The sequence below is a fragment of the Thermosulfurimonas dismutans genome, from assembly GCF_001652585.1.
Classification (GTDB): Bacteria; Desulfobacterota; Thermodesulfobacteria; order Thermodesulfobacteriales; family Thermodesulfobacteriaceae; genus Thermosulfurimonas; species Thermosulfurimonas dismutans.
This window is the reverse complement of the sequence record NZ_LWLG01000019.1, coordinates 20,572-40,100: the sequence shown is the minus strand read 5'-3', so window position 1 is coordinate 40,100 and position 19,529 is coordinate 20,572. Positions and strand designations below refer to the sequence as shown.

Here is a 19,529-nt window from a genome sequence, read left to right as displayed (position 1 = left end):
GGAGTTTTTGGAGTTGATGTCTTGATATCAAATTCATTTTTTCCTGAATCAGGGCTTCAAGCTGTTCCCTGATAAGGGCACTTAAACTCTTCCCCCTTTTGGCTGCCAGCGCTTGACTTCTAGTTCTGGTGTACTCATTTTCCCCTCCTCCCTGGATTATACCCTGTGCCGTCCTGGAGGGGGCACTGTACGAGTCTCTAATCATTTTTTACTATAACCTCAAAAGATAGCCATTATTCTTTAACCAATTTTGATGTTTCTCATAATCTGGCATAAGCATTTTCACTTTATTCCAGAACGATTTTGTATGAGTCTTCTCTTCGAGATGGACAAGCTCATGAACCACAACATAATCTATGACCGGTAACGGAGCCATAATCAGTCGCCAGGAGAAATTTAAGTTTCCTTTAGGCGAGCAAGAACCCCATCTTTTTTGTGCATTTGTGATGTTAATCCTATTGTATCTGAACCCTCTCTTTTTGGCGTACCATTCGACCCTTTCTACAATCTTTTCATAAGCCTTTTCTCTGTACCAATTAACAAAAACCTCTCTTGCGATTGGTAGATAGGCTCTCGAAAGAAAGAAACCGTTTTTGAACACTAATGGTTCACTCTGTCCGTCAACGATGGTTAATCTGTAATATTTGCCAAGATAAAGAAAGCCTTCCCCGTTTACAAACTCCTTTTTAACAAACTTGGGATCTCTCGAAAGAATCTCATCTCTCTTTTTCCTTATCCAATTTAGGTGCCTGGTCACAATATTTTTTATGGTTTGTTCGTTTACTTCAAATGGCGCCCTAACGATCAAAGTTGCGTCATCGGTTATCTGGAGGGCGACGGTCTTCCTCCTTGATCTTATTATCTTTTCGATCTTGATTCCTGTTTCCATATCATCATCCCGCATAAACATGATATGCGAGTTCCAGCAATTTTTGAGCTATTTCGTTCCTTTTTCTGAACAGTAGACCCTTATGGGTGGTAAGATATGGTGCCGGTTCCTCCTTCACCTTAAAAACATGGGTTTTGGAAGGTTTGTTTGGCTGGATAGCCCCCAGGAAATGAGAAATGAGGTAGGCCTTCAATCTTTTTTGCTTGGTGTAATTATCCCAAAAATCAACATATTGAATCTCTTTTTTGATGATTTCAACAACATCTTTTGTTAAACTCACAAGTAAATCGATGTCATCTTTTCCAAGTTTTTCAATGGGATCTTTCCCATATATCTCCTGCTTGAGTAACCCAAAAAATGGCATTTCTTTCTTGGGATCAAAACCAAATGTTTCTTCTGCCTCTCTACCCTTTTTCATCTCGTTTCTAAGCTTTTCTAACTCAACAGCAAGCAATTCCCAATTCTCCTTGTATTCCTCAAGTATCCTTTTCAATCTATCTGAAAATCTTTCGTAAAATTCAGGATCTTCTTCATAGTGTTTCTCTATGTGTTCTATAATTGCATACTTGAGTTCCTCTGCTCTCGCTTTGGGCGATTTTTTCTTTTTAACTTTTTGTATAAAGCTCTCAGAAAAGAGTGGAGTAGGAGGAATCTTTGGGTCAACCCCCTTCGAAATAAGATATTCTTCGACAATTTCTCTTATTTTTTTACTTGCATCTCTTATACTGAGCTTGTCATCTCTATATCTATTTCTAGCGGATTCTTTAATGAAATTTATGATTTTCAAATCTGTAACATATTTTAGAGCTTCTGGATCCGGGAGCACTTTATCTACGGCATTATTAAATTTTCTGACGAGAGTTATAAATTCATCTCTAACTTCTTCATCAACAAGAATATCTATGCATTCGTCAATATTTTCTCTCCAGTTCTCAACACCAAATTTTTCAAAGAAGCTGTCAAGATGGGTATGCCAGAATTTTAATTCATCAACGCTTTTCGCTTTATTAACAACTACTTGACTTATTTCATCGATATCTTCATCCGCATAAATAGCTAGCGCTTCTCTAAGATGCTTAAGCACCCCTACGTAATCAACGACAAAGCCACAACTTTTGCCCTGGTAAACTCTATTGACTCTGGCAATTGCTTGTAGCAAATTGTGTTCTTTTATTACATTATCAAGATACATTACCTGTTCCAGTGGGGCATCAAAACCGGTTATAAGCATATTATTTACTACAATAATGCCTACATTTCCTTCAAGGCCGCTATCGTCAGTTTGGTCAAAAGGAAGTTTAAAGCTTTTAATAACCCTCTCATGTTCTTTGGGGTCAGTGTAGGGGCGATACTCTGGAGGGTCATTCGCCGCCGCAGATATAACCGTGGCCACTTCTAATCTTTTGAGCAGTTTCAAACCTTCATCCGGGTAGCCTTCCCTTTCATGCTCTTCAATTTTCTCCTTCAAGGCCTCTTCCAGGGCTTTTTTGTACCTTATGGCCGCAAGTCTTGAAACCGCAACCACCTGAGCCTTGAAACGGTTAGGAAAAACGTGTTTCACATAATGGTCAATCATATCTTTGGCTTTATCTCTGATGACGTTCTCGTCCTCAAGATAAGCCCTCCACGTGTATCTCCCCATGATCCTTGACTTCTGCTCGGCGTCAAGCATGGAGAAAACGTCTTCAAACTTTGCATTCACCGCCTCTTCATCCGAAAGTTCCGCACTGTGAACCCTTCCTTCATAAACAATTTCAACGGTTACCCCATCCTCAACCGCCTGCCTTATGCTGTACTTATCTATGTAGTCTCCGAAAGTTTTTTCGGTCTTTTCAATGGGCGTGCCTGTGAAAGCAATCTTGGTGGCGTTGGGTAAGGCTTTTCTTAAGTTGGCTCCCAAAAGTTTGTACTGCGTCCTGTGAGCCTCATCAATCATTATTAGAATGTCGGGAGATTCATTGAGCACGGGAAACTTTCTTTTAAGTTCCCTTTCCTGAAACTTATGGATCATTCCCATAACCAGATCAGGTGTGTTCGTTCTTAGCAATTCTTTGAGTTTTTCTATGTTATGGGCGAGCTTTACCGTGTAGCCAACACTTTTTGAGGTCTCTCTCAGTTGCTTTTCCAGATCTCTTCTGTCGGTGACAAAAACTACTTTGAAGTTTGCAAGTTCAGGATCGTGATACATTGCTCTTACAGTGAACATCATGGTAAGAGATTTTCCTGAACCCTGGGTGTGCCAGACAATTCCTCCCCTTTCGGCCGGAGTTTGGCCTTGTTTTATCCTTTTTATGATCTTCTTAACTGCTCTAAACTGTTGATACCTCGGAACGACCTTTATGGTTCCGCCTTTTGAATCCTCTTTGAAAAGGGTGAAGGTGTGGAGAATATCCAGCAGGTTATTTTTGGAGAGCATTCCCTGAATTAGAACCTGTTGACTTGTGATCGAGGTCTTGTTTTCGTCTATATCTGACAAACTGAAGGGATAGGGGGCTTTCCACTCCACAAAGTGCTCGTATCCCGCGGTGATGGAGCCGTACTTGGCTACCTGCTTGGAGGTAGCCACCATGAAGAGATTGTACCAGAAGAGCTTTTCGTTCCCCTCCTTCTCGCCTCGCCGATTGCTGTATCGCATGAGCTGGGTAATGGCCTCTGTCATCGGGTCGGCTATAGCGGGAGATTTGCATTCCACAACTACCAAAGGCAAGCCATTTACAAAAAGAACGATGTCCGGAATAATGTGCTTCTCTGTTCCGGGGATGTTCACCTTGAATTGCGAGATGGCTATAAAAGAATTGTTTTCCGGGTTCTCGAAGTCAATAAATCTTACGGTGGGGCTTCTTTCTCCGGTCTTTCTGTTTTCAGAAACCGAAGTGTTTTCTAAAAGAAGATCGTGAATTTCTCTATTGGCCTCAAGGAGAGAGTTTGCGGTAGGCGTGGTGATTCTTCTTACGACCTCGTTAATCTGGTCTTCTTCGATCCAAGGGTTTATTCTCTTTATCGAGTCTTTCAGAACATACTCAAGGATTACTTCTCTAAAACTTTCTCTGAATTTTTCGTAGCCACCATAAACGGGCTCAAAAGAGGGGTTGAAGGAGAGGATTTCTCTGACCTCTTCAGGATTATCTTTGTTCTGCCTGTAAATCTTCCAGCCGAGCTTTTGAAGTTGGGCAAGGAAGGGGTTTTCTACATAGTGTTCCTCGTCAAGCTTGCGGTACATTTCCGACCTTTTCAATCAAGAAAACAATGGCCTTTTCAAGTTCCGGCAATTCAGTTTTTATAATATCCCAGACAATTTTGGTGTTGATTCCAAAATATTCATGAATAAGTATATCTCTCATTCCGGCTATTTCTCTCCAGGGTAAAGGGTACAACTTTCTTTTGTCTTCGGGGATATTTTTAACTGCTTCTCCAATATTTTCCAGAGATTTCAAAACGGCGTACAATAACAGCTCATTATTCTTAAAATCTTCATAGTTGACAACTCCTTCGGTAAATCTTTTAATTCGTTGGATCTCTTCAAGAATATCTTCAAGGTAAAGCTTTAAACTTCTTTTCTTAGACATATAAGACTTCTTTCATTATATAAGGTTTCAATCTTTCTTTTAAGGTAGAAGCTATAACCAGGTCAACTTCCATTCCGAGATTATCTTCAAGATAAAATTTTAACTGCATGTAATTTCTGAAGGTCTCATATCCTTCTTTAAATTCTATAAGAACGTCCAGATCGCTTTTTTCGGTTTGTTCATTTCTGGCATAAGAACCGAAAATACCGATCGTTTTGATTCCGAATCTTTGCTCCAGTTCTTTTTTTTGATTCTTTATAAATTTTCTTATTTCTTCGAGGCTTTTCATAATTTTCTTTACTTAAGCATCCTTAATCAGGTGATTAACTTTCACCTTTCCAGTCAACAAATTCTCCATCAATCCTTGCTTAATTCTTTCAAGTTTTTCTTTGTATTTTTGCTCCTTTTCAATTTCCCTTATTGTCTTTGTTCTGCCTGTAAATCTTCCAGCCGAGCTTCTTGAGCTGGGCCAGGAAGGGGTTTTCCGCATAGTGTTTTTCGTCAAGCTTGCGGTACATTTTGGTCATGCTTTAATAATCCTTCTATAATAGCTCGCAATTCATTTATTTTAGATTCAGGTATTTGTCCTTCTGAGTATTTAACCATTATATTTAATGGTTTCTGTCTACTATCTTTTGGTTTTTCAATACCTAAAAAACCTTCTATATCAGGGTCAAAATAATGTATTTTGCAGGTAAATTCATTTTTATTATCTTCTATGAAGCTATTTATTAGATCGTGAATTTCTATATCTTTATCTCTGTCTATTAATACGGAATGGTTAATCCCCAATAAGTTAAAAAGGTTCATATATCGATGAACATTAAATTTCCCCATAGAATCCAAAAAATAAATATGTCGGTCTTTTAGATCGGACCATTTTGTATTTATCAAATAATCAAAAAATATTTTTTCCGTAGCACCTTCACAAATAACAACATGTTTAGCGAAAAATAGATTTGATCTCTCGCTATCAAGCCACAGAAAATATTTAAAAGATTCTTCTTTCAATTTGATTTCCACATTGTCTGTTTCTCTTGCCAGATTTCTCTTTCTTATTTTTTGTTTTAATTCGTCACCTATATCTTGAGAATTTAATTTATCTAAGAAAAATTGAAACATAGAAGTGTTCTCATCGTATAAAGAATCAATTTCTTCTTTTTTGATCTGAAAAGTTTTTGTTTCTTTATCTCTGTTGACTTTTATCAAAGAAGAAATATTGCTTATATTTTTGCTTACAAACATAGGAGAATGTGTTGTAATTAATATCTGTTGACTTTCATCTTCTGCCAATTTAGCTAAACTGATATTTAATTTTTCTTGTTGCGAAGGATGTAAAAAAGCCTCTGGTTCTTCAAATAAAATTAACGTGAAATCAGGAGAAAAATCCTTTTTTGCAGTTTTCGGAGTATCAGTATATTTTGTAGATAATTTTATAAGTGTATATATCAAGTGTCGTTGCAATCCCTGCCCAAAAGAATCAATGCTTAATCTTTGATCATCTAATTGGCTATCCTCAATATAATGAGAGACAAGTTTTGCAATGATATCATCTATTCTTATCGGATTTATATCTAACCCAAATTTCACATTCCATTCTTTAAGTTCTTTGTTTATTTCTTCTGTTAAATTTGCAAGGGAAATTCCATCAATAGACTCTTCCTTAAAATTTTTATTAAAATCTTCAAATGCAGATCTAAGAGATGCATAACTCTCACTTTTTTCTATTATTTTTTTAATTACAAAATGCAGTATATTCCTAAGAGGAGAAGGTCCAGTCATTTTGATGGATTCCTCAATTTTACTTATTTCGGGTATGTAAATAATGGTCCCTAATTTAGATTGAGATATATTCTTTGCTCCATAAAAGAAATTTTCCGATAAAGTTTCATTCTCATAAGCGAAAATATTGCTTTGATTTGCTTTAACTTTCGATTTGAACGGTTCTTTATTGGTCTTTAGAATTTTTCTCACCTTCAAAATATTGTCATTGCTCCTATACTCCTTCTTTAATTGCGCTTGTTCTTCATCCGTAGTTAAATATTTTATCTCTATCCATGCTTCGTCATCACTAACATCATTAAATTTGGGCCAATCTTTTTTCGGATCATATTTCAAATCATCATAAAAAACTCTTAACGCCCTCATAATATTTGTTTTCCCAGCATTATTTTCTCCAATAAGTAGAGAGTAATTCTCCAATTCAATACTTACATCCTTTATAGAACGAAAATTATGGATATGTATTCTTTTTATTTTCATCCGGTCCCCCCTCAATTAAAGAGCTAACTCTGATCGTTCCCGTAAGTAAATCTTCCATCAGTCCCCGCTTAATTCTTTCAAGTTTTTCTTTATATTTTTGCTCTTTTTCAATGGTTTCGTCTATTTGCGAGAGAATTGAGGCGATGCGTTTTTGTTCTGGGAGTGGTGGGAGAGGGATTAAAGCATTAGCAATGGTGTCTTTTGATAAACCAAATCTCGTAATTCCATTTGCTAAATTCTGGAAATGTTTATTCACTCGATGGAATCCTATAATCTTAGCCAAATATAACCCATTAACCAAATTGGTATACGGTTTTAGTAAACAAAGATGATAACCACATACCAAATCCTTTATCTCATCCTTAATATAAGTAGGTTTGGCAATATCTTCAAACGTTTCTGAATCTTTTGTTATTATTACATCGCCTTTATTAATCATAAATTTTCCTTTTTCGTTTTTTGTGATTGTCCCTCTCATAAAGTTTAGTGTTGAAGTTATGTATTCATTTTGATAAACTTCCAGATAGTTGCAGAGTTTAACTGTAACCTCATTAGGCTTAATTTTTTTATCAACATTACTCAGTCTTATATCTGCCACTTCATCTAACTCCACAACCTCCCACTCCTCCGGAATCCTGCCGAGGGGCGAATCCTTGAACTTGTGCGTTTCTTCGCTTCTTATCTGTCCGTTTTCGTCTATACCTTTGGTCAGCAAATCCTGCATCAAGCCCTGCTTGATTCGCTTGTATTTCTCTATGATCCTGTCCGTCTTTTCTATGGCGTTATCAACTGTTTCAAGAATTTCGGCGATTTTGCGTTGTTCGGGGAGGGGTGGGAACGTATTAGGCAGCAATCCAAAGATATCCTTTTCAACGTGTGGAATTCCTGAGCCCTTTATTTGATATTTGAAAATCGGTTCATGGAATTTCAAGTAGTAGTAGAAAAATCGTTTATGTAATTTTTCATCAATTTCAATTTTTGCCATAGTTGAAGCAATTGCTCCATCTTTTGCAAAGAAGATTTCACCAGCATTAGACCCATCCCATAGTAGGACTACATCATCATTGACTATCTCAGCTTCATTAATGTTGCAATAAAGAGTTTCGTGATTTCTCCCTCGCAAATATTCAGGGGTTAAATACCTTATTGTATTTTTTTCTTTGAAATTGTAAAATTTTCTTGGAGCTTTACCTTTAATAAATGCTAACTTTTCAAGCAATGGTATTTTTCTCCACTCCTCAGACACTTTTACATCTTCAGGCATTTTTATACCCTTTTTGCTCTTTTAGTATTACATTCATTGTGCAATTTATGTGTAATCATTATGCAATATGTGCAATTACTTTACAATCTCATACTAGAAACCGGCTCTTTTGCCACTATTTTCTTTGAACAATCCTCAGAAATGTTATCTATTATTTCTTGCCCTCCTTTTCTCTTTCTTGTACTTCTTCTAAATAGTACGACAACCAACTATATTTTTGCTTAACCACCGGATTTTGATTTCCCTTACTATTTTTGACTATTTCTTTTACTGTAGTTATGATATTCTCGTAATTACTAACTTCAGATGAATTCCATGTAATACTAAAAGACTTCCCGTATTTTGTATCATTATCTATCATGTTTTCTCTTTCATTTATCGTAATTATCTTTTCTCCTTTTTTTCTCAAAATATTTGGATTAAGTATATCAAAAAAATAAACGCCATCTTTGTCTTTTTTGATAAATTCTTTTAATTCCCCCTCTTCGGACACAGGATATGCAGAAATTTTCTTATCTTTGATGTAGCGGTATAGATCTTCGCTTACAATTATTCTTGGGTATATTGCAACTTCAGACTCCAGCTTATAAGCTTTAATCATAGCAGGACCTAAAATTATGTTCTCTCTTATATTAGGCCAGTACATCTTCCCCTTTACCATAGCACCTCTTAAACACAGTTTGTATTCCCAAAGTCTATCTTGCAGATACCGGATAATAAGAAAGAGATGTGGTAGATTTTCTTTGTTTGCTTTCATCATGAAAAGGAAACTGTCTGAAAAGAAGAAACTCCGTATTTCGAGCGTCCCACTAGCTGTTGTCTTTTTTCCACCTGATTGTGTGAACTTCGTATTTATTTTTAAAGCTTCAATTAAAGTTTTTAATTCTTTTAGGTTTATTTCTGTCTCTTTTATTTTATCCTTAAAACCCAGTATGTCCAGGTAAGCCAAAAAACAGTCTTCGTACATTTCGGTTATCTCTCCTCTTATTAAACTATATCACCTTATTTTGTTCCATTCATATAAATGCCCAAAATATGGTTGTTATGTCTGATAAATTCCTGTTATGCAGGAACATATTTTCTTCCCTTCTTTTCACCAATTTCTTTTAGTATCTTTTTTCTAACCAACTCCTGCAAGTCTCTATAAAGTGTCTTGTCCGAAACATCAGGTATCAAATTTTTTGCGGAGGACAGGGTTATAACCTTGTTTTCTTTTACAAATTTCATTAGCTTAATCTACCTCTCATTAAGTCCTAGTTTTTGCAGATATTCCATAGTACCCCAGCCTTATCAGAAAATCGTCAAGCTTTCGCACTTCCTCATCTCGCTCTTTCTTCCACTGTTCCAGTGAAACGCTGTATTTGTCCCACAGCTTCTCAAAAATCTTAATCAGGTCTTTCTTTTCAGCATTCAGATACTTCTCTAACTGCTGGCTTATCAAATCGTAAAACTTCTCAAGGAGCAGTTCTTTCGCCTCTCCTTCGGTTAAAGATTCTCGCTTGTGCTTTATTTTCTCTTCAAGCTCTTGCTCCTTTGTTCTCAGGTCTCTTTTAATCTTTCTCAGTTCTCTTTCTTTTTTTTCTATTTTTTGGATCAAACTTTCCCACTTTGAGGCTTCTCTAAGGGCGGATTCCTGCAAAGTGGCTCGCAAATCTTTGGCGATCTGTTTCAGGTAATTCTTCACTTTACTGGCGGTCTTCTTTCCGTATTCTTCCTCATCCCAGTCCTCAACTTCATCTAGAAGTTCGTTCAGTTCGCCTTCAACTTCTGCAATCCTGCTCTCTAGCTCTTCGATCTCCTCTAAATCTTGAGAAAAGAATTTTTTCTTAATCCTGTCGTCTTCAATCAGCCTTTTACTCCAGCCGGAGGAAATGATGGTCTTAAAGTCGTATCGCAGGGCTTCCCACCAGTTGACAAATACGCCAGCAATCTGAAACTCATCCAGAACGCCAAGAGGCAGTAACTTTTCTTTCAAATCAGCTATTGCCCTGTTTCTGAAATCCCAGAGGTTGCTCCCGCCGTGAAAACCCTCTATCTCCTTTTTTACCTTCTCCCACCATTCGGAAAGCCTTTCAAAATGCTCTGAGATTACTCCTTTAACTCCACTGTGATTTTCAACTATCTCTCTTATTTTGTTTTTTTCGCTTATCTCTTTGAATTCAAAATACCGGTCATCTTTCTCCTTTAATAAAACCTCCGGGCCGATTCTGAACTTCTCCATCTGTTTTTTGTAGATTTCTACTTCTCTTTTGGGCACTCCACCGACAAGATGGGCGTGGACGTCCTCAATCTCAGGATCCGGAGAGTTGTCAACGTATCTTCTTATATTCAGGTTAAAATCGTTTTCCTCAATTTCCTTGAGATCCACAAGTCTTGAATACTTCGGAATTTCCTTTTTCTCCTCAAAGACGGTAACAATTTTCTCAATGTCTTCAGGCCTAAGATAGTTTTGGTTTCTTCCCTCTCCGTATTCCCGATCAGCATTTATAAAGAGAATTTTTCCTTTGAGATGGGGTGGCTTTCTCTTGTTTATCACTATGATGCAGGCAGGTATGCCCGTGTTATAGAAAAGTTTTGGGGGAAGGCCTATTATGGCCTCAATCAGGTCATCCTTTACAATTCCTTCTCTAATGGCCTTCTCCTGCCCCCCTCTGAAAAGAACTCCGTGAGGCATTACGGTGGCCATAACGCCATCATCCTTAAGGCTGGCGATCATGTGTTGTAAAAACATCAAGTCGGCTTTTTTTCCATTTTCCGGAGTGAAGCCATACTTGAACCTTTCAGGATATTGCATGTTTGCTTTGCTATAGTTCTGAGAAAAAGGAGGATTGGCCAAAACCCTGTCGAAGCGCTTTATGTATCCATTTTCAACAAACATAGGAGTGGTAATGGTATCTTCATTCTCTATATAGGCATCGGGAATATCATGCAGAATCATATTCATCTTGCAGATCGACCAGGTAACTCCATTCAATTCCTGACCGTAGAGAGCCAGGTTTCTCGGATCCTGCCCTTGCTCCTCCACATACTGCCTTGCCTGGATGAGGAAACCTCCGGAACCACAAGTTGGGTCATACACCGTCATACCTTCCTGCGGTTTTACAAGCCTCACCATTAACCGCACTACTTGCGAAGGAGTATAAAACTCGCCGCCTTTTTTGCCCGCAGAGTCCGCAAATTCTTTAATCAGATACTCATAGGCCGCTCCCAGTAAGTCAGGGAACTCAAAATCTTCGTTTCTTAACCTGTATTTATTGAAGTGGTGGATCAAATCCACCAGTTGCTGATCTTTGAGGCGGGTTTTTCCCTTAACCGCATTGAAATCTATATGCCTCAAAACGCCTTCCAGTTCGGGATTGTGTTCTTCCAAAGCGGAAAGGGCCTTGTTTAACTGGTTTCCCACATCTTCTTTAAGTTTTAGGATGTTCTTCCACCTTGCCCTTTCAGGGACAAAAAAGGTCTCAGCGTATAAATTGGGGTCTTCGATAAGTTCTTCTACTTCCTGGTCCGAAAAGCCTTGGGCTTTAAACTTTTCTTTGAGTTCTTCCTGCTTGGCCTCAAAGACATCGGAAACTCGCTTTAGAAACAACATGCCGAAGATGTATTCCTTATATTCAGAGGCATCCATCTTGCCTCTCAGGATATCGGCGGCTTTAAACAGGTGTGTTTCGAGCTGTTTCAAGGTGATTTTTCCGTTATTCATGATCTCCACTCCAGATCCAAAATATTTTTACCCGAGGCCAATCTTTCCGGAGGGTCCCAGGCCGAAAGGTCGGGAAAACTTATCACGTCTTCGACCCGGGGAGAGACTTCAAGCTCCCAAATAACTTCAAGGGATGTGCCTAAGCGGTGATCCTCCAAGGACTCAAGGGTGACTTTGTGAAAGGTGGCCTCAGGGTTTGAGTAGGGGTGAACATCTTGAACTAAAAAGGTCTGGTTCCTTACCCTTACTATCTGGCCGGGTTCTGGGATTATCATTCGCCTTGGACGGCCGTTTTACCCCCCTGACTTTTCCCAACCATAACAAAAAAGAGTTCCATAGAAAAGGGGCGAGTTGCACCGTAAACTAGAATCACTAGGCAATACTTAATCCTCAAACAAGGCCTCAAAATCTCTCGGAGGGACGATTTTAAGGTTTCCAAAGCTACCAATCTCCAAAAGATCTTTATCCCCGCTCACGAGGTAATCCGCTTCGGCTGAAAGGGCACAGGCCAGGATCTGGTCATCATCTTCGTCGCGGCAAACTCCTTGAATGGCTCTAGTGGGCTGTATCATCTCGGAGGCTTCCAAGATCATACTTAAAGCTTCTTCAATCAGGGCTCGCGGAACTTTTATCTTTTCCGATAGAATCCTTTCAAATTCTTCCAAAATCTTCGGGCAAACGAAAAGATCAAATTCTCCTCGACGAGCACGGGCGAGTAACACAGAACATAATCCTTCCGTGACAAAAGCCGCCACCAAAACATTTGTATCGAAGACTACCCTCATGAAATCTGCTCAAAAACATCTTCCTCGGTCATCAAACCAGCCTTTTTGGCGAAAGGCCTGAGCTGCTTTCTAAGACGCTTGAACCGGGCTTCCCAGAGATAAAGGGTTAGAGACTCTCGTACGATATCGCTTTTATTGCGGCCGGTTTCCTTGGCGAAAGCCTCCAACTCCCTGGCCAGCTTTTCGGGAAGGCTTACCGACAAAACTGCTCGCATTTCATCACCTCCACTACAATTTAATACACCCAAACTGCCCCAATCTCAAGCGTAGACCCCAGGCTACCACCATATATCATTCCATCGGTGATAGACCTGCAAAAAAGACAAACCAGAACGGGAACAACGTATCTTCGAGTGGATAGAAAAGTTTTTATTTCTCCAAAGGATAGGTGGAAATTTCGGTTAAGTCAGGGATTTTCTTTTCCGGGGAGATCATGCGGAAATCCTCAAACTTCCGGGCGGTGACCAGAATTCGGCTTTCGTAAGAACGCACGGTTTTGTTGTAGGCCTCTACCGCCTGCTTTAGTCTGTTTCCCAGATCATTGAAGTGCTCGGTGAGAACTCTAAGACGCTCATAAAGTTGCTTCCCTAAATGGGCGATCTCCCTCGCGTTTTCGGCAAGCTCCTGTTCCTGCCAAGCGTAAGCCACGGCCTTGAGGATGGCTATGAGGGTTATCGGGGTGGCCAGAAGGACCTTGTGTTTGGCACCGAACTCCACGATCTCGGGATCGCTCTTTAAAGCCGCCGAAAACAGGCCTTCAGCCGGCAAAAAGAGAATGACAAATTCCGGGCTCTTTTGCCACCGGGACTCTATCGCCTCCCAGTATCTTTTCTGGGATAGACTTTTAATATGGTTTTTGAGCCCCGCCACATATTCCTGTATCTTTTTGTGCGCCTCATCCTCGTTTTCTTCTTCAATGGCCTCTATGTAGACCTCAAAGGGAACCTTGGCGTCCACCGCAATAATCCTCCCTCCTGGAAGCCTGATGATCATGTCCGGCCGGAGGGTCCTCTCATCGGTGGAAAAAGATGTCTGTTCCTCAAAGTCACACTTAGGAAGCATCCCCACCATTTCTACCACACGCTTTAGCTGAATTTCTCCCCACCTGCCCCTTATTCTAGGCTGTCTGAGGGCTCTCGAAAGATTTTCCGTCTCTTTTTGAAGCCTTGGGAGATATACCTCCACCAGGTTTCGGAGGCTCTCTTGAAGACTTTTGTAAGCCCCCTCTCGTTTCTCCTCCATCTCCTTGATTTCGCGGTTTACCTTCTCCAAGGCCTCCTTTATAGGCTGGGTCAGCCGGTCAATGGCCTCCTCTTTGGCTTTGAGTTGCCCCTGAATTTCCTCTCTGAAAACGGAAAGACGATCCTGGGCTAGCTTTAAGAAATTTTCCGTGTTTTTCTGAAAAATCTCCGAAGACAGGGCCTTGAAGGTGTTTTCCAGCTCCTTTTGGGCCTTCTCTATGATCTCGAGTTTTTCCCGGAAATGTTCTTCCTCCTGGGTTATCCTTTCCTTGAGCTTGGCAATTTCTGCCTGCCGCAGGGCGAGTTCCTTTTGGGCTTCCTCAAGTCTCTCGAAGAGTTCGGCCTTTTCCGTCTCCAGCTTCTCTCTGTACTGCTCTTCTCGGGCCAATCTTTCACTGAGCTGCGCCAGCTCCGTCTTTTTCTGGATCAGTTCTTCTTGCAGGCCTTCAAATTTCTGGAAAAGTTCATTCCTTTCCCGTTTGGCGTGTAACCACAAAGCCCCGCCTCCGATCAAAAAACCCATCAGTAAATAACCCCATTCCGGAAACATATCTTAGGGCCTCCTTAGAACTATTTAGCCATTATTATCCGTTTTACCAGCTATAGAGTGCTATTTCATGTTTAACTAGCTCGATTAAATCTATTTTTTAGAGACCTTTACAAAGTCCTCTCGATATATCCATTTTTAATAAGGCAACTGTTTTCTTAACATTTGAGAATATAACCACAACTAACCAAAAGCACTCGGGCCTGGGGAAGAAAATTTAGGGAGGAGCTAGAGCTCCACCGGGAAAAATTTGTTGACTCCGCTATCCGAAAGGGCCTAAATTTCAAGACAGCTCAAAAGTTATTTGATTTTCTGAAAAACTTTGCCGGTTCTATGTACTCAACTTCATGTGCCTAGCCTGATCAATAGCCATGCTTGCCTCCTCATTTCTGTATTTAAAAGATATTATATTCTCACTTGCAACCTTAAGCCCACGAGTGTGGGGGAAAATCGCGAATAATTGCCCAAAATCGGGAATGGATTTGAAGAAACCCGCCTTATTGAGAATGAATTGCAACAGAATTTTTGCGACTTACTGGGAAGTTAGAGGACAGGTGTTCCAAAAGTGCCTTAGGCAAGGAATAATCTTTCGTAAGTCCTCAAGAAATCGTTAATTTTTGGTCGGGACGGCAGGATTTGAACCTGCGACCCCTGACTCCCGAAGCCAGTGCTCTGCCAGGCTGAGCTACGTCCCGACGCCCTTTACATTAAACCACTAGCTCTGGGTGTCAAGCGGTTAGGAGCGCTTCTTTAAAGAAGAATCGGAAAGATATCTCGTCAGCGTTACCTTTTGTGAAAGGCTTGACCAGTCTATCGATCGTCCGGCGTTTTTTTTCTCTTTGGCCCTTAAACGTTCGACTCTTTCGGCCACTTTTTGGTAATAATATTGCTCTTTTTCAAGCAACACGGATTTCCGTTGGAACTGATTCAACTGCATGATAAGGAAATTAAGTCGTTTTATTACCCGGTACTGCTTTTCCACTTCTTCATCTCCCAAAGTTTCAAGGAGATCTTCCAGATTGCGAATCTCCTTTTGCAGTTGCACTTCTGGGGGCACAAAGCCAGCATTTTTGAGGACTTTGTAAGCCAAGCGAAGTTCTTCCGGAACGAGGCTCAGGTCCTCAAGCTTTAGGGGTTTGCCTTTGCCAGGGAGATTGTCAAATTCTCCTTTCCGAATGGCTTCCCTGATCCTTTCTTCGGCTAGACGCTGAAAAATGAGAAGGCTCATTTTGTTTTTGAAAGGGCCTGTTCTATTTTGGCAAGTTTGTATTCTACAAAGTGGAGGCCACCTGAAGGAGGCTTGAGTTCAAGATACTTCCGATAGGCCTCAAGGGCCTTGGGCCAATCCTTTAAGGCCTCGTAAACTCGGGCCAAGTCAGCATAGACTACTATGCCCGAAAAGGGAGCCTTTTTAAGAACCTTTTGATACTTTTGCTCGGCTTCCTTATATTTTCCCTTTTCTTCCAGGAGATACCCCTCGGCCAGAGAGAAGGAAAACTTGAGTTCACCAGGAGCTTTTCTTTTTAAAGCTTTAAGTCTCGTTTGGAGATCAGGGCTTCGTTTCGCCAGAGACAACTCCCAGAGATTTAGAAGGGCCTCCCTGGCAGCTACTGTTCCGGAATACTTTTGGGCCACCTCTTCTAATTTTTTTCGGGCGGCCTCCATATCTTTCAAAGAGATGGCCTGAGCGTAAAGAAGAGCGGCTTTGGCCTCTTTTCTTTCATGATAAGTTCGGTAGCCTGTCAGGAGTGAAAGCACTAGGACTATGGCTACTATCGCCGTTACTATCTCGCGCAGATGTTTTTGTACGACTCTAACCCATCTTTCATGGAGGACTAAAATTTCCTCTCCCGCGGCAGTTTCTTCCCTTCTCATTTAAGCCTCCACCCCTCCAAAATAATCGTTCCAACGGAAGATGAGAGGCTTGGCCCCTTCTACCTGGACAGCATAATCCCCGACTTCTCCGATGAAAAGCACGTGATCACCGGCTTCGCAGGTAGAAACTACCGTACACTCAAAATAAGCAATGGCCACCTTGAGCACTGGGGAACCTTTAAGGGCGTTTAGGTAAGGAACCCCCTCAAACTTGTTTTCGTCCCGCCCGGATTTGAAACCGAAATGTCGGGCTAAGTCGACCTGATCCTCTCCTAAGACGTTGATGCAGAAAACTCCGGATTCCTTGAGGAGTTCATAGGTATAACGTTGAGGCGCAATAGCTACCGAGAGCAACCGAGGTTTGAAAGAGACTTGTCCCACCCAAGCGGCAGTCATGCCGTTTATCTTTTCTCCATGTCTTACCGTAATTACATAAACCCCCTGGGGAATATATTGGGTTATGAGTTTTTGGAGACCCATAGGTTACCTCCTCGTAGCAAGAATTTATGAAAGCATACCACAAAAGAGCTTAAAAAAGCAAGCAGGCTTGGATAAAGAGGTCAAAAAGGTATATTAGAGAGAACTTCAAAGAGGTAAGGAGGTACTTATTCTTTGAAAAGGAAGCAGGCCAGACTTCTTCTGGATGCCGTTTTCCTGGGATTAGTAGGGGCCATTGTCGCCCGGCTTTTTAGCCTCATGGTAGATTTTTCCCAGGAGTTCTTTTTAGGAAAAATTGCGCTCTATCATCCTCCTGGACTTCCTAATGAAGGCGGCCTTCCTCAGGAAGTCGTAGGGCCATATGGCTTGGCCCTTATTCCCCTAGTGACCACCATAGGAGGTTTCCTTTCCGGGCTTTTGGTATATCTCCTGGCTCCCGAAGCCCGAGGACACGGAACCGAGGCTGCTATCAGGGCCTTTCATTTTCTTGAGGGCTACATCCGGGCCCGAGTACCCTGGGTGAAGATGTTTGCTTCCGCCATCACTTTAGGTTCGGGAGGTTCAGCCGGTCGAGAGGGACCAGCCTCACAGATCGGGGCCGGCATTGGTTCTCTATATGGGACCCTTTTTCGAAGATCTTCTAGCGAAAGGCGTCTCCTTCTCCTAATGGGTATGTCCGGGGCCCTTTCGGCCATTTTCCGTTCGCCTATGGGGACGGCCTTTTTTGCGGTAGAAGTTCTTTATAGTCAAATCGAGTTCGAGACCCAAGCCCTGATTTACTGCATCTTTTCCGCGGGAGTGGCCTATCTGGTGAGCGGGTTCGTGGTGGGCTGGGAACCCCTCTTTCGGGTCCCGGAGGACCTTTCCATAACCTCCCCGGAACAGTATTTAGGTTTTTTGGTCCTTGGAGTGCTTGCAGGGATTGTGGGGACTATTGCTCCCTTGGTTTTTCACTATACCCAAAGGTTATTTGAGCGTCTGCCCCTACCCTTTTATCTGCGTTCAGCGTTTGGGGGGCTACTCCTGGGACTCATGGGATTGGCTTTGCCTCAGGTGCTCGGTATAGGCTACGGCTGGTTACAGAAAGCCATCGATGGAGAGCTCCCCGGGAAACTTATGCTTCTTCTATGTCTGGCCAAGATTTTGGCTTTCTCCCTTACTATTGGCTCGGGCGGCTCAGGCGGAGATTTTGCCCCTAGCCTTTTTGTAGGTGGCATGCTCGGCGGTTTCGTAGCCTATCTTTTTAATCAGCCTCCGGCTCCTTACGTGGTGATTGGCATGGCCTCAGTTTTTGGGGCCGCAGCCAGGGCCCCTATGGCCAACATCTTTATCGTTCTTGAAATTACAGGGGCCTTCGCCCTTATGCCGGCTACGACCCTTTCCGTGATGCTGGCCTATATCGTGCAGACGGCCCTGTCTTCCCCGTTGCCTGTAAAGAGTCTCTACGACTCTCAGGTGCCGAACCGGGTACATTCGCCGGCTCACCGCGGAGAATTCTTTACCGACATTCTGGCGGACATCAAAGTCAAAGATATCTTTCAGCCAGAAAAGGTCTGGGCGGTAATTCCAGAGGATATGACCTTGAGACAGTTCGTAAAACTGTTTGGCCGGACGGAACAGCAATATTTCCCAGTGGTGGATGCCGAAGGACGGCTCTCGGGGATATTCTCAATTAATGATGTTCGGCCCTATCTCCTAAATGAAGATCTTTGGGATCTTTTGATTATCAAAGATATTGCTCGCAGGGATGTGATTACCACCCATCCCGAAGAAGATATCAATACCGTTTTGCGGAAGTTTACCATTCGGAACATTGATCAACTTCCGGTTGTAAAAACCGAAGATCCCCGGATTTTTCTCGGAATGATAAGTCGACGGGAAGTAATTAACTTTTATAACCAGCAACTCGAAAAAATGCGTCGAGCTGAAAATCTGATTTATGTGGTGTAAAATTTAATAAATAACGTAGGAGGTGTAGGGAGACTTGGTTACAGTTGAAAGAACTTTCGAGGATTACAAACTGGCTCGCCATCTTTTTGGTGAGCGTGGGGCCCATTTAAAGGCCTTGGAAAAGGCCTTTCGGGTCCAGATCACAGCCCGTGGGAACCAGGTTCTTATTACCGGAGACCCTATAGATACCGAACTTGCGGATAGGGCCTTTGAGGAATTATACGGCTTACTTAAAGCCGGCTATACCCTTTATCCCAGTGATGTAGAATACGCCGCCCGTATCCTTTCTGAAAATCCGAAGGCCAACCTGCGGGATATCTTCTTGGATACTGTTTTTGTGACCTCAGGCCGCAAGGTTATCACCCCTAAGGGGGTGGCCCAGAAACGCTATATTGAAGCTATTCGACAAAACGACATCGTTTTTGGAGTTGGTCCGGCCGGTACCGGAAAGACATATTTAGCCATGGCTATGGCCGTTTCTTTTCTTATGCGGGGTGAGGTTTCCCGGATTATTTTGGTGAGGCCGGCGGTGGAAGCCGGGGAAAAACTAGGATTTCTCCCCGGCGACATAGCGGAGAAGGTCAATCCCTATCTACGGCCACTTTACGACGCCCTTTACGACATGCTTCCTTTCGACAAGGTCTCTCGCCTTCTACAAAAAGGTGTGATTGAAGTAGCCCCTTTGGCTTTTATGCGAGGAAGAACCCTGAACGAGGCTTTCATTATTCTCGATGAGGCCCAGAATACTACCTCCGACCAGATGAAGATGTTCCTAACGCGTTTAGGATATGGATCAAAGGCGGTTATAACCGGAGATGTTACGCAGATAGATCTCCCGGAACCTAAGCGTTCGGGGCTAGTAGAAGCGGTGGAGATTCTAAAGGATGTAGAAGGTATTGCTTTTGTGTTTTTTACCAAAAAAGATGTAGTCAGACATTCTTTGGTCCAAAAGATTATTGAGGCTTACGAGAAAAAAGGGGAGAGAAGTAAGTGAAGACTCGGACTATAC

The 19,529-nt window shown here is 41.7% G+C and carries 19 protein-coding genes and 1 tRNA gene; 2 read left to right on the top strand and 18 right to left on the bottom strand.

Annotated elements, in window-relative coordinates; genetic code table 11:
* The 18 genes from TDIS_RS11325 to TDIS_RS09725 all read right to left on the bottom strand — a co-directional run.
* A partial coding sequence (locus TDIS_RS11325) for a hypothetical protein (RefSeq protein ID WP_208595702.1) occupies positions 1-205 on the bottom strand: 205 nt, incomplete at its 3' end.
* 6 nt (positions 206-211) lie between these two features.
* Positions 212-889, bottom strand: a complete 678-nt coding sequence (locus TDIS_RS09800) for a M48 family metallopeptidase (protein WP_208595701.1) — start codon at positions 887-889, stop codon at positions 212-214.
* Between the two features lie 4 nt (positions 890-893).
* Positions 894-4,109 carry a type I restriction endonuclease subunit R gene (locus TDIS_RS09795; RefSeq protein WP_068671710.1) on the bottom strand — a complete coding sequence of 1,072 codons (3,216 nt, stop codon included), beginning with the start codon at positions 4,107-4,109 and terminating at the stop codon, positions 894-896.
* A complete protein-coding gene (locus TDIS_RS09790) occupies positions 4,093-4,455 on the bottom strand; it encodes a HepT-like ribonuclease domain-containing protein (protein ID WP_068671709.1) in 363 nt (120 codons plus the stop codon). The genes TDIS_RS09795 and TDIS_RS09790 overlap by 17 nt, the downstream gene beginning before the upstream one ends.
* Complete coding sequence (locus TDIS_RS09785) at positions 4,448-4,744, bottom strand: nucleotidyltransferase family protein (protein ID WP_068671708.1); 297 nt, start codon at positions 4,742-4,744, stop codon at positions 4,448-4,450. Before TDIS_RS09785 ends, TDIS_RS09790 begins: the two co-directional genes overlap by 8 nt.
* Positions 4,745-4,956: 212 nt before the next feature.
* Positions 4,957-6,717, bottom strand: coding sequence for an AAA family ATPase (locus tag TDIS_RS09780; RefSeq protein WP_068671707.1), 1,761 nt, complete (start codon positions 6,715-6,717; stop codon positions 4,957-4,959).
* Positions 6,689-7,981: a restriction endonuclease subunit S gene (locus tag TDIS_RS09775; protein WP_068671706.1), complete on the bottom strand. Its 1,293-nt coding sequence runs from the start codon at positions 7,979-7,981 to the stop codon at positions 6,689-6,691. The genes TDIS_RS09780 and TDIS_RS09775 overlap by 29 nt, the downstream gene beginning before the upstream one ends.
* Before the next feature lie 151 nt (positions 7,982-8,132).
* Complete coding sequence (locus tag TDIS_RS09770) at positions 8,133-8,948, bottom strand: hypothetical protein (protein WP_068671705.1); 816 nt, start codon at positions 8,946-8,948, stop codon at positions 8,133-8,135.
* 95 nt (positions 8,949-9,043) lie between these two features.
* Positions 9,044-9,208, bottom strand: coding sequence for a hypothetical protein (locus tag TDIS_RS11265; protein WP_167348296.1), 165 nt, complete (start codon positions 9,206-9,208; stop codon positions 9,044-9,046).
* 19 nt (positions 9,209-9,227) lie between these two features.
* Positions 9,228-11,684 carry a type I restriction-modification system subunit M gene (locus TDIS_RS09765; RefSeq protein ID WP_068671704.1) on the bottom strand — a complete coding sequence of 819 codons (2,457 nt, stop codon included), beginning with the start codon at positions 11,682-11,684 and terminating at the stop codon, positions 9,228-9,230.
* The gene (locus TDIS_RS09760) at positions 11,681-11,959 is read right to left on the bottom strand and encodes a hypothetical protein (protein ID WP_068671703.1); all 279 of its coding nucleotides are present in this window, start codon (positions 11,957-11,959) and stop codon (positions 11,681-11,683) included. The genes TDIS_RS09765 and TDIS_RS09760 overlap by 4 nt, the downstream gene beginning before the upstream one ends.
* Positions 11,960-12,067: 108 nt before the next feature.
* On the bottom strand, positions 12,068-12,469 hold the full coding sequence (locus TDIS_RS09755; RefSeq protein ID WP_068671702.1) for a putative toxin-antitoxin system toxin component, PIN family: 402 nt from the start codon (positions 12,467-12,469) through the stop codon (positions 12,068-12,070).
* Positions 12,466-12,684 (bottom strand): ribbon-helix-helix protein, CopG family, encoded by a 219-nt coding sequence (locus TDIS_RS09750; RefSeq protein ID WP_068671701.1) that lies wholly within the window; start codon positions 12,682-12,684, stop codon positions 12,466-12,468. Before TDIS_RS09750 ends, TDIS_RS09755 begins: the two co-directional genes overlap by 4 nt.
* Before the next feature lie 154 nt (positions 12,685-12,838).
* On the bottom strand, positions 12,839-14,260 hold the full coding sequence (locus TDIS_RS09745) for a DNA recombination protein RmuC (RefSeq protein WP_068671700.1): 1,422 nt from the start codon (positions 14,258-14,260) through the stop codon (positions 12,839-12,841).
* A 615-nt stretch (positions 14,261-14,875) separates the two neighbouring features.
* Positions 14,876-14,952: transfer RNA gene (locus TDIS_RS09740), tRNA-Pro, on the bottom strand.
* A 41-nt stretch (positions 14,953-14,993) separates the two neighbouring features.
* Complete coding sequence (locus TDIS_RS11480) at positions 14,994-15,485, bottom strand: DnaJ family domain-containing protein (RefSeq protein WP_068671699.1); 492 nt, start codon at positions 15,483-15,485, stop codon at positions 14,994-14,996.
* A complete protein-coding gene (locus tag TDIS_RS09730; RefSeq protein WP_068671698.1) occupies positions 15,482-16,132 on the bottom strand; it encodes a tetratricopeptide repeat protein in 651 nt (216 codons plus the stop codon). The genes TDIS_RS11480 and TDIS_RS09730 overlap by 4 nt, the downstream gene beginning before the upstream one ends.
* Entirely contained in the window at positions 16,133-16,612 is a 480-nt protein-coding gene (locus tag TDIS_RS09725) for a flavin reductase family protein (protein ID WP_068671697.1), read from the bottom strand.
* A 132-nt stretch (positions 16,613-16,744) separates the two neighbouring features.
* Here TDIS_RS09725 and TDIS_RS09720 point away from each other — a divergent pair, with 132 nt between their 5' ends.
* A complete protein-coding gene (locus TDIS_RS09720) occupies positions 16,745-18,520 on the top strand; it encodes a chloride channel protein (RefSeq protein WP_068671696.1) in 1,776 nt (591 codons plus the stop codon).
* Between the two features lie 34 nt (positions 18,521-18,554).
* On the top strand, positions 18,555-19,514 hold the full coding sequence (locus TDIS_RS09715) for a PhoH family protein (RefSeq protein ID WP_068671695.1): 960 nt from the start codon (positions 18,555-18,557) through the stop codon (positions 19,512-19,514).
* Positions 19,515-19,529: the final 15 nt, after the last annotated feature.